We start from the raw sequence: 15,191 nt of genomic DNA, 5'->3' as shown, positions 1-15,191 counted from the left end.
TTTTAGAAAGGTGTGAATATTAATGGGGCAATCAATTATAGAGAAAATATGGAAACAACATATTGTTCATCAAGAAGAGGGAAAACCGGACTTATTGTATATAGATCTGCATTTAGTGCATGAAGTGACATCGCCTCAAGCGTTTTCTGGCCTAAGAATGAAAGGAAGAACGGTTAGAAGACCAGATAAAACCTTCGCTACGATGGATCATAATATCCCAACAGATAATCGTAAAGTCATCAATGATAAGATTGCATTAAACCAGATGACAACACTAGAAAAAAACTGTGAAGAGTTCCAAGTACCACTAGCAGGAATTGATCATCCAGACCAAGGAATTGTTCATGTCATTGGTCCGGAATTAGGCCTAACGCAACCAGGGATGACAATTGTATGTGGCGATAGTCATACATCCACACACGGTGCATTCGGCTCGATTGCATTCGGTATCGGTACAAGTGAGGTGGAGCATGTGTTAGCCACACAAACCATCTGGCGCCAAAAACCGAAAACGTTAAAAATCGAAATCAATGGAAAAAGGCAACAAGGTGTATCAGCAAAAGATGTTATCCTTTATGTCCTTTCTCAGTATGGGTTTGATTTTGGAACAGGACATGTCATTGAATATACGGGAGAAGTTATTGCTCATATGTCAATGGAAGAGCGGATGACGATTTGTAATATGTCGATAGAAGGTGGCGCGAGGGCGGGATTAGTGAACCCTGATGAAACAACATTTTCTTACTTAAGAGGACGTAAGTATGTCCCAACAGGGGATGCCTTTGAAGAGCTAGTGACAAAATGGAGATCATTAGTGTCGGATGAAGATGCAACTTATGATCGTGTGATTACTATTGATGCAGCTAATATTGCCCCAATGGTTAGCTGGGGGACAAACCCAGCGATGACATCTAAAGTTACTGATTCAATTCCTACATCAAGTGATTATGAAACAGCCGTGGAAAAGAAATCACTTGAGAGTGCGCTTAAATACATGGGACTAAAGGAAGGACAGAAAATAGAAGATATTCAGATTCAACATGTATTTATCGGTTCTTGTACCAATTCACGACTAGAAGATCTACGTGAGGCTGCTTCTGTAATCAAAGGCAATAAAGTTCATCCTGATGTGCGTGCACTAGTTGTGCCAGGTTCACAAACGGTCAAGTCGCTTGCAGAAGAAGAAGGTCTGGATGAAATTTTTAGAGAAGCTGGGTTTGAATGGAGAGATTCGGGTTGCAGTATGTGTTTGAGTATGAATAATGATATTGTCCCTAGCGGTGAACATTGTGCTTCCACATCTAATCGGAATTTTGAGGGTCGGCAAGGATCTGGAGCGAGAACTCATTTAGTCAGTCCAATTATGGCTGCAGCAGCAGCTATTCATGGTCATTTTGTCGATGTTAGAAAAATGGTTGAAAGACAACCAGTAAGATAGGGAGCGGAGTAGATGACTGGATTTAAAACTTTAAAGGATAAAGCGATTGCTTTTGACCGTGCCAATGTAGATACAGATCAGATTATTCCTAAGCAATTTCTAAAACGAATTGAAAAAACGGGCTTTGGTCAATTTTTGTTCTATGACTGGCGTTATATGGCAGATGGTAGTTTAAACCCAACATTTGAATTGAATCAAGATGAAAATCAACATGCATCGATTTTAATTGCAAATGAGAATTTTGGTTGTGGGTCATCTAGGGAGCATGCACCATGGGCCCTCCTAGATTATGGGTTCAAAGTGATATTAGCACCATCCTTCGCAGATATATTTCATCAAAATTGCCTGAAAAATGGTGTGTTACCGATTGCGTTACCAAAGGAGCAAATTGTGCAATTACTTGAAAAAGGCAAACAACAGCCTTATCAATTAGAAGTGAATCTAGAGAAGCAAACGATTGGTGATGAAGCAGGGTTCCAAGTATCATTTGAAATTGATGCTTATTGGAAAACGATGCTAATGAATGGGTGGGATGAGATTGAAATTACCTTGCAATTAGATGATCACATCACTGCATATGAACAAGCATTAAGATAGTAAATAAATCATTACTTGTGAGCCCGTATGCATTGTATATAGGGCTCATTTTTTATGAAGTTTTTCCGCTGAACCTCTCAATCGCACAATCCTTTTGCATTTTTCTCTTTTCATGCTACACTTACCTCTAAATAAGGAATTAAAGGGACGTAGGCAAAATGACAAAACATAATCGTGATGACAAAAAAAATAAAGTGATTCCCTTTCCCTTTTTAGATAGACGTTTATTAGAGAAAGGGTTAGAGGCTTTACACCGTAGGGAGTTTCAAGAGGCAGTAGATTTCTTAACAGAAGCTTCAGAGCTAAATGATAAGGATGAAGATATTCAAACGGGTCTTGTGCTTGCCTTTTTTGAATCAGGTCAATTACAACATGCGCAAAAACAAGCGGAATACATGCTCCATAATGGGATAGGTGACTACCTTCAAGTGGTAGATATGTATTTGATGATTTTAGTACAATTACATCGCTACGATGAAATTGTGACCACTATTGAATACTTATTTGAAGAGAACAAAGTACCTCATGAAAAATTTGAACATTTTAGTCGGTTATTAGAATTCAGCCGTAGAATGGCTGAAGCAGACATAAAATCCAGTGAGGTAGAGGACGGCTCGGAAAATCACCTACAGCTTTTTGAAATAAAAGATCAACAAGAGCAGATGATGCTCGCTAAAGAATTGGCAGAAAAGAATATTGTGCACAATGTAAAAGAAATCCTTTCCTATTTACGATCTGAGGAGGGACATCCCTTTTTTAAGACATTACTTCTCGATGTGTTAAAACAGCATCTATATAATAAGGAAGTTATTGTTGAAAAAATGGGTAATATAAAAAGTTTTGTTCCTGCACACTTGCCTGACTTTGAGCATTTCCAACAAAGGATTGAAATGCTCAAAGTGTTAGAAGAGAAAATGGAGCAAGATGACCCCATTTTACTTGAACATGCTGCATCTCTTGTGAACCGTCATTTATTTCTCATGTATCCGATAGAATTAGAACCTTTTTCTATTGAAACATGGTCTGCAGCTTATCATACTCTTGCGATTGATTACCTAGGGATGGACCTTGCTGTGGATGAGATGCTTGAGAAATATTGTGTCGAAGAAGAGGATTATCATGCAGCTATTACTTATATTGAAGCAATAGAAGAATTTTCTTATCCTAAAATATAGTCTCATTGTTGAAAGCTAGAGACGTTATGTTATAATATAATGGTTGTATTATGTGGATAGAAAGCTGATTCACCTTATATAAATGAATAATCGATTAGACATATTCATTCTATTTGCTGTGAATGAAATGATCATAGATTTTGGAGGGAAATAATAGTATGTCTGCTAAATTTGAAAAGTTAGAAGGGAACCAAGGGGTTCTTACAATTGAAGTAGATGCAGAGAAGTTAAACGAAGGTTTAGACGCTGCATTTAAAAAAGTAGTTAAACAAGTAAATGTTCCTGGCTTCAGAAAAGGTAAAATGCCTCGCAGCCTATTTGAAAAACGCTTTGGTGTTGAGTCTTTATACCAAGATGCAGTAGATTTTCTTTTACCAGAAGCGTATGCAAATGCAATTGATGAAACAGGCATTGAGCCAGTTGATCGTCCTGAAATCGATGTAGAACAAATCGAAAAAGGTAAAGCGCTTATTTTCACTGCGAAAGTAACTGTAAAACCTGAAGTAGAACTTGGCGAATATAAAGGCCTTGAAGTAGAAAAATTCGATACAGAAGTAACGGATGAAGATGTAGAAAACGAATTAAAAGGCCTACAAGAAAAACAAGCTGAGCTTGTTGTTAAAGAAGAAGGTACAGCAGAACAAGGTGATACAGTTGTTATCGACTTTGAAGGTTTCGTTGATGGAGAAGCATTCGAAGGTGGAAAAGGTGACAACTTCTCATTAGAACTTGGTTCTGGACAATTCATTCCAGGTTTTGAAGAAGAATTAATTGGTGTTTCTGCTGGTGAATCTAAAGAAGTAAATGTTACGTTCCCAGAAGAATACCATGCTGCTGAGCTTGCGGGTAAAAAAGCAGTATTCAAAACGACTGTACATGAAATCAAAACAAAAGAACTTCCTGCATTAGATGATGAATTCGCTAAAGATGTAGATGAAGAAGTTGAAACATTAGATGCACTAAAAGAAAAAACGAAGAAACAACTAGTTGATAGTAAAAACCATGAAGCAGAGCACCATGTGCGTGATTCTGTAGTAGAAAAAGCAGCAGAAAACACAACAATTGATATTCCAGCTGCAATGGTTGATACTGAATTAGATCGCATGATGCAAGAATTCGAACAACGTTTACAAATGCAAGGTATGAACCTTGAGCTTTATTATCAATTCTCTGGACAAGATGAGTCTGCATTACGTGAGCAAATGAAAGTTGACGCAGAGAAGCGCGTGCGCATTAACTTAACTCTTGAAGCAATTGCTGCTGCAGAAAACATCGAAGTTTCTGAAGATGAAATAAACGAAGAAGTAAATAAAATGGCTGAAATGTATAATATGACAGCTGAAAATATTCAAATGGCGCTGGGTGGTAGCCTTGATGGTTTACAATCTGATATTAAAGCGAAAAAAGCAATCGATTTACTTGTAGAAAATAGTAAAACTGTTTAAAATGAATATAACAAAGTAACGGTAGCAACCCGGAACTTACACATAACAAGGCGCGATCACATCGTGCCTTGTTTTCTACAATTTAAGATATTACATAATAGCAGTACGGCAAAAGCAGGATACCTTATCACATACATAACTGCCTGAAAAAAATTCCACTTATGGATGGGCATAAAAATGGACATGCTTATGGAAGTACAAGTTTTATTGAGTGATTTCCTTCTGCGAATCATGAATAACGTATTACGTACATAACTTAGAGGTAAGTGTTATTATTTCCTGTCTTTTGCTGAAGTGTGTTACAATGCAATACATAACTTATAGGTTAGTTTTTATCAAGCGTTTTTAATAAGAACTGGCGAGTGAATTGGCTCAAATATTTAGCTAATGATAAACAAAAGTTCGCAGAAGATATATCGCTTAGAAGTTTGATCAAGGGGTGAAGGATTTGTTTAAATTTAATGATGAAAAAGGTCAATTAAAGTGTTCCTTCTGTGGGAAAACACAAGATCAAGTTCGTAAGCTAGTAGCTGGTCCTGGTGTTTACATTTGTGACGAATGTATTGAATTATGCACCGAGATTGTGGAAGAAGAACTTGGAACAGAGGAAGAAGTTGAATTTAAGGATGTGCCAAAGCCGTCCGAGATTCGCGACATTCTCGATGAATATGTAATTGGTCAAGACCAAGCAAAGAAAAACCTAGCTGTGGCAGTTTACAATCATTACAAACGAATTAATTCGAACAGTAAAGTAGATGATGTAGAACTGGCAAAAAGTAATATTGCAATGATTGGGCCAACAGGAAGTGGTAAAACATTACTAGCCCAAACATTAGCAAGAATTCTAAATGTACCATTCGCAATTGCAGATGCGACTTCGTTAACAGAAGCAGGTTATGTTGGTGAAGATGTTGAGAACATTCTCCTAAAGCTTATCCAATCTGCTGACTATGACGTGGAAAAAGCTGAAAAAGGAATTATTTATATCGATGAGATTGATAAAGTGGCCCGTAAGTCAGAAAATCCGTCGATTACAAGAGATGTATCTGGTGAAGGTGTGCAACAAGCATTATTGAAAATTCTTGAAGGCACTGTTGCCAGCGTACCTCCACAAGGTGGAAGAAAACATCCGCATCAAGAATTTATTCAAATTGATACGACGAACATTTTATTTATTTGTGGTGGTGCCTTCGACGGTATCGAACAAATCATTAAACGCCGTTTAGGTCAAAAAGTGATCGGTTTCGGTTCGGATAATAAGCAGAAAGAACTTGAACAACATGAGTTACTATCTAAGGTTTTACCAGAGGACTTATTGCGTTTCGGTTTAATTCCTGAATTTATTGGTCGTCTACCGGTTATTGCAAGCTTAACACCATTAGATGAAGAAGCATTAATTGAAATTTTAACAAAGCCGAAAAATGCTTTAGTAAAACAATTCCAAAAAATGCTTGAATTAGATGATGTTGAGTTAGAATTCGAGGATGAAGCACTAATTGAAATTGCTAAGAAAGCAATTGAAAGAAAAACAGGTGCCCGTGGATTACGTTCAATTATTGAAGGAATTATGCTTGATGTCATGTTTGATTTACCTTCTCGTGAAGACATTAAAAAATGTATCATTACAAAAGATACAGTCCTTGAGAATGGTTCACCAAAGTTATTACTTGAAGACGGTACAATTGTGAAAGAAGAAAGAAAAACGTCTGCATAAGTTTGAAAGGAACTAAACTACGGTTTAGTTCCTTTTCTATTACCTCCAGCAAAAAGGTTGAAGGGATAGAGAAAAAAGATAAGTGATTTCGCCCCATTATGGAGTAAACGGTAGTTGCTCGTAGTTGTAGAGTGGAAATCGCAAAGATAGCAGGGGTAAGTCGATTAGCTCGTGTAGAAATGTTCAAAGATAGCAAAACAAAGTCAATTAGCTCGTACATCCAAAAAGAAAATACCAAAGATAGCAGAACAAAGCCGATTTCCTCGTACATCCAACGTGAAAACCACAAAGCTAGCAGAGCAAAAACAACTCACTCGAAAAAGAGGACCCCAAAAATACCTTTCAGTCAAGATAAGCTGTGTGTTCTTTTAACGTAAAATAGGAATTCATCAAAAATAGTAAAACTTGTTAATTATCGTACGATTGAGGTTTATTACTCTAGGTAAAGTAGAAGATGAAAACAACCACTTTTTTGTGTAGCTCAATCACAGCTTAACAAAAAGTAAAACTTATTTTCATTGATTTCCTTTTTTACTAAATAATTCGTCTATAATAAATGCTAAAACAACCATAAGCTTCCTCTTATTGAATTTAAAATTCTTGTTTATTCCAACTTTGCGCAGGAGATACTATCCATTAACAGCAAGAAAATGTTCAGGAGGGAATAGGATGAGTTGGACGGGAATTGCATTGTTTGTACAGCTATTTTTTGGGATTGTTATTGGGCTTTATTTTTGGAACTTACTTAAAAACCAACGTACTCAAAAAGTCTCTATTGATAGAGAGTCTCGTAAAGAAATGGATCAATTAAAGAAGATGAGGTCAATTAAACTGTCAGAACCTCTGTCAGAGAAAGTTAGGCCAGCGACCTTTGATGATATTGTAGGTCAAGAAGATGGCATAAAATCACTTAAAGCGGCACTTTGTGGACCAAATCCCCAGCATGTCATCATTTATGGGCCTCCTGGAGTAGGTAAAACAGCTGCAGCCAGATTAGTATTAGAAGAAGCAAAGAAAAATCAAAAATCACCATTTAAACCATCCTCCGTCTTTATTGAACTAGATGCGACAACCGCTCGTTTTGATGAGAGAGGAATTGCAGATCCACTTATTGGATCTGTACATGATCCCATTTATCAAGGGGCAGGAGCGATGGGGCAGGCAGGAATCCCACAACCAAAACAAGGAGCAGTCACAAATGCCCATGGTGGGGTCTTGTTTATAGATGAAATTGGAGAGTTACATTCTATTCAGATGAATAAGTTGTTAAAAGTGTTGGAAGATCGCAAAGTATACCTCGAAAGCGCATATTATAATGAGGAAAATATGCAAATTCCTTCTCATATACATGATATCTTTAAAAATGGTTTACCGGCAGATTTTCGGTTAGTGGGTGCCACTACAAGAACACCTAACGAATTGCCTCCAGCTATTCGTTCACGTTGTATGGAAGTGTTTTTCCGGGAATTAACAGAAGAAGAAATCGCAGAAGTTGCTAAAAAAGCAGCCGATAAAGTGAACTTAAAAATAAGTGAACAAGCTTTAAAAACATTAGCATCTTATGCAAGAAACGGTCGTGAATCAGTCAACTTAGTACAAACGACAGCGAGTCTAGCAATACAAGAAGAGCGCGATTATATTAAGGACGAAGATGTCGAGTGGGTGATTCAATCAAGTCAGTTAGTGCCGAGAATGGAAAGAAAAATCGGAGAAACAGCAAAGGTTGGTTTAGTTAATGGCTTGGCTGTTCATGGACCTAATTCTGGTGCTTTATTAGAGATTGAAGTTACTGTGATTCCTGCTAAAGAAAAAGGATCAATTAATATTACAGGAATTGTAGAAGAAGAAAGTATTGGCGGACAAGGAAAATCGATTCGAAGAAAGAGTATGGCACGTGGCTCAATTGAGAATGTGATTACAGTTCTTCGCTCAATGGGCGTACCTGCAGATGATTATGATATTCATGTGAACTTCCCTGGTGGTGTACCGATTGATGGCCCATCTGCTGGGATTGCAATGGCTACAGGTATATATTCAGCTATTTATAAACATCCGATAGACAATACAGTGGCAATGACAGGAGAAATTAGTATTCATGGTGCCGTTAAGCCTATTGGCGGCGTATATCCAAAAGTAAAAGCTGCTAAAAAAGCTGGAGCAAAAACCGTTATTATCCCTGAAGAGAATATGCAATCGATATTAAATGAAGTGGAAGGAATTCATATTGTTACCGTTAAAACGTTGAATGAGGTGTTCGAGTGCGCCCTCCACAAAGAATATCAACATGAAAAGCCGTTAATTTCACCACTAGATGCGTCAACGATTGATCTTGCTAAAAAGGAAAGTATGTAAGGTAATAACTTCGGCAACAACTGCCGGAGTTTTTATTCCTTTCGTTTTAAAGTCCTATAAATAGGGAATGAAATAAGTAATTGTCAAGCGAGAAATGAAGAAAACAAACAAAACGGTTGTACTTTTTAACTCTTTTAGCAAAGGAACTAGATTAAAAAAGTCGACACTGTGAAGTAAATAAGATAAAATTGTACAAAGAAAATGAATTGAAATCTTGATACATATGCATTTTGGAGGTGCAAGTATATGACGAATAAGAAAGAGATCATCGTCCCCCTCCTGCCGCTTCGAGGTTTGCTCGTTTATCCTACAATGGTCCTGCACTTAGATGTAGGTCGTGATAAATCAGTACAAGCACTTGAAAAAGCAATGGTAGATGACCATTTAATCTTTTTAACAACACAAAAGGACATTTCTATAGATGAGCCTGACAGCAATGAATTATATCATTTAGGTACTCTTACTCGGGTAAAACAAATGCTCAAATTGCCAAATGGTACGATTCGTGTACTAGTAGAAGGACTTAAACGTGCAAAAATAGCAGAGGTTTTAGATGATGAAGACTATTTTTCAGTAAAAGTGGAAGCATTCGAAGAGCCTGAATCTCGCGATGTAGAAGACCAAGCATTAATGCGTACTCTTTTAAGTCATTTTGAACAATACATAAAAGTATCTAAAAAAATATCAACAGAAACATTTACATCTGTTACAGATATTGAAGAACCCGGTCGTTTAGCTGATATTATTGCTTCTCATCTTCCTTTAAAACTTAAAGAGAAACAGGAAATCTTGGAGACGATTAATATAAAAGATCGTTTGAATCGTGTGATCAGCATTATTCATAACGAAAAAGAAGTGCTTAATTTAGAAAAGAAAATCGGTAATCGGGTAAAGAAATCGATGGAAAGAACGCAGAAAGAATATTATTTGCGTGAACAGATGAAAGCCATTCAAACCGAATTAGGCGATAAAGAAGGTAAAACAGGAGAAATTGCAGATTTAAAAGCGAAAATCACAGAAGCAAATATGCCTAGTAATGTAGAAAATACTGCATTAAAAGAGTTAAATCGTTACGAAAAGGTTCCTTCTAGTTCGGCAGAGAGCTCTGTTATTCGTAATTATATCGATTGGTTATTAGCTATACCTTGGTCTAAAGAAACGGTCGATGATTTAAACATCAACAAAGCAGAGAAAATCCTTGATCGAGATCATTATGGTTTAGAGAAAGTAAAAGAGAGAGTGCTTGAGTATTTGGCGGTGCAACAGTTAACGAACTCTTTAAAAGGCCCTATCCTCTGTCTCGTTGGACCTCCGGGTGTAGGGAAAACAAGTCTCGCGAAATCAATCGCCTCCTCACTCAACCGTAATTTTGTCCGGGTATCTTTAGGCGGTGTCCGTGATGAATCAGAAATTCGCGGCCATCGAAGAACATATGTTGGTGCAATGCCTGGTAGAGTGATCCAGGGAATGAAAAAAGCAGGAACAGTCAATCCAGTATTTTTATTAGATGAGATTGATAAAATGTCTAATGATTTTCGTGGAGACCCTTCATCAGCAATGCTTGAAGTATTAGATCCTGAGCAAAATCATAACTTCAGTGATCACTATATTGAAGAGACGTATGATTTATCGAAGGTTATGTTCATTGCTACGGCTAACAATTTAAGTACAATTCCAGGACCATTATTAGATCGCATGGAAGTTATTTCAATTGCTGGTTATACAGAACATGAGAAGCTTCATATTGCCAAGGACCATCTTCTGCCAAAACAAATTAAAGAGCATGGTCTTTCGAAATCTCAATTGCAAGTGAGAGATGATGCTGTTCAAGGTGTTGTCCGTTATTATACAAGAGAAGCTGGTGTTAGGAGTTTAGAACGTCAACTGGCTGGTATTTGTAGAAAAACGGCAAAGATTATTGTATCAGAGACGAAAAAAAGAGTTGTAGTTACGGCGAAATCCCTTGAAGATTTCTTAGGTAAGAAACGTTTTAGATACGGCCAAGCGGAATTAGAGGATCAAGTCGGTATCGCTACAGGACTTGCTTATACAACTGTAGGCGGAGATACACTTCAAATCGAAGTCTCTTTATCAAAAGGTAAAGGCAAGTTAGTCTTAACTGGTAAACTTGGTGATGTGATGAAAGAATCCGCTCAAGCAGCTTTTAGTTATGTGCGTTCAAATGCGAAGGAATTAGGGATTGATGAGAATTTTCATGAGAAATTCGATATTCATATTCATGTTCCAGAAGGGGCTGTCCCTAAAGATGGTCCATCTGCAGGAATCACAATGACTACTGCACTTGTTTCAGCATTAACCGGTGTACCAATTAGAAGAGAAGTAGGAATGACAGGTGAAGTAACGTTGCGTGGTCGTGTCTTACCTATCGGGGGATTAAAGGAGAAATCACTAAGTGCTCATCGGGCGGGATTAACGAAAATTATCTTACCGAAAGATAATGAAAAGGATATAGATGATATTCCAGAATCGATTCGTGAGGAACTTTCATTTGTGCTTGTATCCCATGTAGATGAAGTGCTTAAAGCAGCGTTAGTAGACGGGGTGGAACAATGAAGGTTGTAAGTTCAGATATTGTCATCAGTGCCGTAAAGCCTGAGCAATATCCAGATGTAGAATTACCAGAATTCGCATTAGCAGGTCGATCGAATGTAGGGAAATCTTCTTTTATTAATAAAATGTTGAATCGTAAAGGATTAGCAAGAATATCTTCTAAGCCTGGTAAAACGCAAACATTAAACTTTTATCTTATTAATGAAATCTTACATTTTGTTGATGTACCAGGATATGGCTATGCAAAAGTGTCAAAAAAAGAAAGGGAAGCATGGGGGAAAATGATTGAGACATACCTCACTTCTCGAGATCAATTACGAGCGGTTGTTCTGATTGTGGATTTAAGACATCAGCCTACTAAAGATGATGTTATGATGTATGAATTCCTTAAACATTATGAGATTCCTTGTATCATTATTGCCACAAAAGCCGATAAAGTGCCAAAATCAAAATGGCAGAAACATATTAAAGTGACGAGAGAAACCCTTGATGTTGACTCTAGTGACTCCCTTATCTTATTCTCTTCAGAAACAGGAAAAGGGAAAGAGGAAGCATGGGCTGTTATTAAAGGATTGATGTAATCGGGTTCAAGGTTAAAATCAAACAAACATTTAAAAAGGCGAACAAACCGGACAAAGCCGGATTTGTTCGCTTTTTTTGTTAAAGATTTAATTCGCTATATCTTTCATCTTGGTAGTATTAATGGTTATCAAAATAAGTTAAAAGTTAATCATTTTTTGAGAAGTTTACGTTTATTTTTCTGAATTTAGGGAAATTAGACTATGTACGTGAATTTCGGTTTACATAATTTCACTTGTGAATCAAGTGAGCCCTTTTCCCGCTATACTTAGTAATAGAGATGATATAGGAGGATACATGTTTAATAAGGAGGATAGAGTATAAGAGGGATGTGTGAGACTTTCTTACAGTTTTATATCTCAAAATATCATAAAATATGAATTTTGAGAATAATTTGTAAGAGTGGTAAGGTTGATAGCGTATATGAAAAAAGAACATACAAGGGGGATATTTTACTAGTGAAAAAGATACTTAAAGGAATGATTGTTGCTGCATCTGTAGCTGTATTAGCTGCATGTGGCTCAAATGAAGAAGCGAGTAGTGGAGGAATGGATTTAGCAGAGGAAGGGAAATTCACTTATGCTTCATCGGGAGAATTTAATCCATTTAGTGTAACGCAAGATGATGGTTCAATGACAGGTTTCGACATTGAAGTAGCAGAAGCAGTTGCAAAAGAGCTAGGACTAGAACCAGTGCAGCAAAAATTTAAATTCGGTGGAATTGTTGAAGGTGTAAAATCAGGACGTTTTGATGCCGCTGTTGCTAGTCATACAATAACAGAGGAAAGATTACAAGCTGTTGATTTCTCGATTCCTTACTACTATTCAGGCCCACAAATTTATGTGAGACCGGATAGTGATGTAGAAACATTAGAAGATTTAGAGGGTCTTGAAGTAGCTGTAGCTAAAGGAACAACGTATCAAAAAACAGTATCAGAAGTTACAGATAATATTAAGTTTTATGATAGCGATGTCGTAGCACTCGAGGCTTTATCTAGTGGAAAGCATGATGCTGTAATTACCGATTTTGTTACAGGTAAAGAAGCGATCGGTGCGGGTATGAATATTGAGGGAAAACAGCTTTTAGAAAAAAGTGAGCAAGCGATTGCTGTAGCCAAAGACAATGACGAGCTACTTGAAAAAATTAACGATGCATTAGAGAAGCTTCATGAAGATGGAACCTTGACTGAAATTAGCAAGGAATATATCGGCGAAGATATTACTGTAGAATCAGAAGAATAATTTTCTGTTGGCGAATGCATCTCCGTTTATTGCGTGTGCATTCGCCTCTTCTATCTAAAGAGAAAATACATTTTACCTTAAGGAGGAAATATGGACATACTAACAACGTTTGTTGACACCTTCCCAATGTTTTTTGAGGGAATGCTCCTAACTTTTCAATTAACAATAGTCTCAATTTTTATTGCTATTTTTATCGGTCTCTTTTTTGCAATGTTAAAGATATCTAAAGTGAAAGTATTAGAGTGGGTTGCGGACCTCTATATCTTCTTAGTCAGAGGAACACCTCTCGTTGTGCAAATTTTTATCTTTTATTTCGGTTTAACTTCATTAAATATTTCCGGTTTTTGGTCCGTTGTTTTAGGTTTAGCCTTTCATAATGGTGCCTATATTGCAGAGATTTTTAGAGGAGCCATTCAATCTATTGAAAGTGGTCAAATGGAGGCAGGTCGATCCCTAGGGATGAGTGCAGGCTTAACAATGCGAAGAATTATTTTACCACAAGCAAGCAGACGTGCTTTGCCACCACTCGGGAACCAATTTATTATCGCGTTAAAGGATTCTTCACTAGCTTCGTTTGTAGGTGTCTATGAGCTCTTTAATATTGCCACAACACAAGGATCAATCAATTATGATTATATGACTTACTTATTGATTGTTGCCGTCTATTATTTAGTGCTTGTTCTTCTATTTACAGTTATTGTGAACCTTGTTGAGAAGAAAATGTCTAATAGTGAGCGATAGAAAGGGATGAATGTAGATGAGTGAATCAGTTATGATTAGTATAGAGAAATTAAATAAGTCTTTTGGTGATCTTCATGTATTAAAAGATATTGATTTTACAGTAAAAGAAAGCGATGTTGTTTGTCTAATAGGTGCCAGTGGTTCTGGTAAAAGCACATTACTAAGATGTCTTAACTTTCTAGAATTAAAAGATAGTGGAACAATTACATTAGAGGGTGAAGTAATAGAAAAGGACTCTCATGACTTAAATGAAATTAGACAGAGAGTTGGAATGGTGTTTCAGCACTTTCATCTTTTCCCTCATAAAACAGTCATACAAAATATAATGGAAGCACCGATGCAAGTGAAAAAATTATCGAAAAAGGAAGCAGAGGAACAAGCGTTAGTACTCTTAGATAAAGTTGGCTTATCGGATAAGAAAGATGTTTATCCATCTAAACTATCGGGTGGTCAAAAGCAGCGTGTTGCCATTGCGAGGGCATTAGCGATGAAGCCGGATGTAATGCTGTTTGATGAACCAACTTCTGCACTAGACCCAGAATTAGTTGGTGAAGTGTTAGCAACAATGAAAGAACTTGCTGAAGAAGGAATGACGATGATTGTCGTCACGCATGAAATGGGATTTGCGCGGGAAGTAGCAGATTGGGCAGTGTATATGCATGATGGTAAAATCGTTGAAGTCGGTCATCCTGAAGAGTTATTTAATCATCCAAAGGAAGAAAGAACGAAAAGCTTCCTAGATTCTGTTCTTTAAAAAGAGTTAATAATTAAAACGAAAAAACGAACATTTTCTTTGCAGATATGTTCGTTTTTTCAATGGAAGTTTCTAATAGATTATTTTCTTTTAATGAGGAAAAAGAGGCCAATGATAATAAAAATAGCAGGCCAGAATTTCGTTATGTATGAAATGATCTCACCGTAGCTACCTGCATATTGCGAAATTTTTTCATAAAATAATAAAGTAATGGCTAATACTAACATAAGAAACCCTTGCAAGAGGCCGTTGCCTGTTTTTAAGTAATATAATAAAAAGGCAAGGGCAATAATAAGGACAAAGGCACCAATATGATTAGGCCATATGCTTAAACGATCAACAATGATGAAATGTAAACCAAACCCAAAGAGAATCACACCGGGAAATATAGCATTATATTCTTTACCGCTATATGCTTGGATTAAAAAGGCCAAACCTGTAATAGCTAGTAATACTGGCCAGGTCAATAACGATTGTAAACTCTCAACCTGTAATTGCTGGATGAGAAAGAAACAGCCGTAGCCTACTAAGATAATACCGGCAAATAGTCGTTGACTTTTCATTTATTCACCACTTTCAGTTAG

Annotated in this window: 12 protein-coding genes; 11 read left to right on the top strand and 1 reads right to left on the bottom strand. The window is 36.9% G+C overall.

The features are described 5' to 3' along the window. Positions 1-22: 22 nt before the first annotated feature. From leuC to MKX83_RS17215, 11 genes are all read left to right on the top strand, one after another. Complete coding sequence (gene leuC / locus MKX83_RS17265; RefSeq protein ID WP_095372364.1) at positions 23-1,438, top strand: 3-isopropylmalate dehydratase large subunit; 1,416 nt, start codon at positions 23-25, stop codon at positions 1,436-1,438. A gap of 12 nt (positions 1,439-1,450) precedes the next feature. Then, a complete protein-coding gene (leuD, locus tag MKX83_RS17260) occupies positions 1,451-2,035 on the top strand; it encodes a 3-isopropylmalate dehydratase small subunit (protein ID WP_307312701.1) in 585 nt (194 codons plus the stop codon). Between the two features lie 158 nt (positions 2,036-2,193). Then, positions 2,194-3,210: a tetratricopeptide repeat protein gene (locus MKX83_RS17255; RefSeq protein WP_307312702.1), complete on the top strand. Its 1,017-nt coding sequence runs from the start codon at positions 2,194-2,196 to the stop codon at positions 3,208-3,210. 158 nt (positions 3,211-3,368) lie between these two features. Further along, positions 3,369-4,655, top strand: coding sequence for a trigger factor (gene tig / locus MKX83_RS17250; RefSeq protein WP_095372367.1), 1,287 nt, complete (start codon positions 3,369-3,371; stop codon positions 4,653-4,655). A 448-nt stretch (positions 4,656-5,103) separates the two neighbouring features. After that, positions 5,104-6,369 carry an ATP-dependent protease ATP-binding subunit ClpX gene (gene clpX, locus MKX83_RS17245; protein WP_095372368.1) on the top strand — a complete coding sequence of 422 codons (1,266 nt, stop codon included), beginning with the start codon at positions 5,104-5,106 and terminating at the stop codon, positions 6,367-6,369. 669 nt (positions 6,370-7,038) lie between these two features. After that, a complete protein-coding gene (gene lonB / locus MKX83_RS17240; protein ID WP_341056636.1) occupies positions 7,039-8,721 on the top strand; it encodes an ATP-dependent protease LonB in 1,683 nt (560 codons plus the stop codon). A gap of 246 nt (positions 8,722-8,967) precedes the next feature. Then, positions 8,968-11,295 carry an endopeptidase La gene (gene lon, locus MKX83_RS17235; protein WP_095372370.1) on the top strand — a complete coding sequence of 776 codons (2,328 nt, stop codon included), beginning with the start codon at positions 8,968-8,970 and terminating at the stop codon, positions 11,293-11,295. Then, positions 11,292-11,873, top strand: coding sequence for a ribosome biogenesis GTP-binding protein YihA/YsxC (yihA, locus tag MKX83_RS17230; protein ID WP_095372371.1), 582 nt, complete (start codon positions 11,292-11,294; stop codon positions 11,871-11,873). Before lon ends, yihA begins: the two co-directional genes overlap by 4 nt. A gap of 456 nt (positions 11,874-12,329) precedes the next feature. Beyond that, positions 12,330-13,112 (top strand): transporter substrate-binding domain-containing protein, encoded by a 783-nt coding sequence (locus MKX83_RS17225; RefSeq protein WP_095372372.1) that lies wholly within the window; start codon positions 12,330-12,332, stop codon positions 13,110-13,112. Positions 13,113-13,202: 90 nt separating this feature from the next. Further along, positions 13,203-13,853: an amino acid ABC transporter permease gene (locus MKX83_RS17220; RefSeq protein ID WP_095372373.1), complete on the top strand. Its 651-nt coding sequence runs from the start codon at positions 13,203-13,205 to the stop codon at positions 13,851-13,853. 16 nt (positions 13,854-13,869) lie between these two features. Continuing rightward, on the top strand, positions 13,870-14,607 hold the full coding sequence (locus MKX83_RS17215; RefSeq protein ID WP_307312704.1) for an amino acid ABC transporter ATP-binding protein: 738 nt from the start codon (positions 13,870-13,872) through the stop codon (positions 14,605-14,607). Positions 14,608-14,687: 80 nt separating this feature from the next. On the opposite strand, the gene MKX83_RS17210 is transcribed toward MKX83_RS17215, so the two are convergent. Continuing rightward, on the bottom strand, positions 14,688-15,170 hold the full coding sequence (locus tag MKX83_RS17210; protein ID WP_095372375.1) for a LiaI-LiaF-like domain-containing protein: 483 nt from the start codon (positions 15,168-15,170) through the stop codon (positions 14,688-14,690). Positions 15,171-15,191: the final 21 nt, after the last annotated feature.

This window comes from Cytobacillus sp. FSL M8-0252, assembly GCF_038007345.1.
GTDB lineage: Bacteria > Bacillota > Bacilli > Bacillales > Cytobacillaceae > Cytobacillus > Cytobacillus kochii.
The sequence above is the reverse complement of the archived record's forward strand: the minus strand, read 5'-3'. Positions and strand labels throughout refer to the sequence as shown.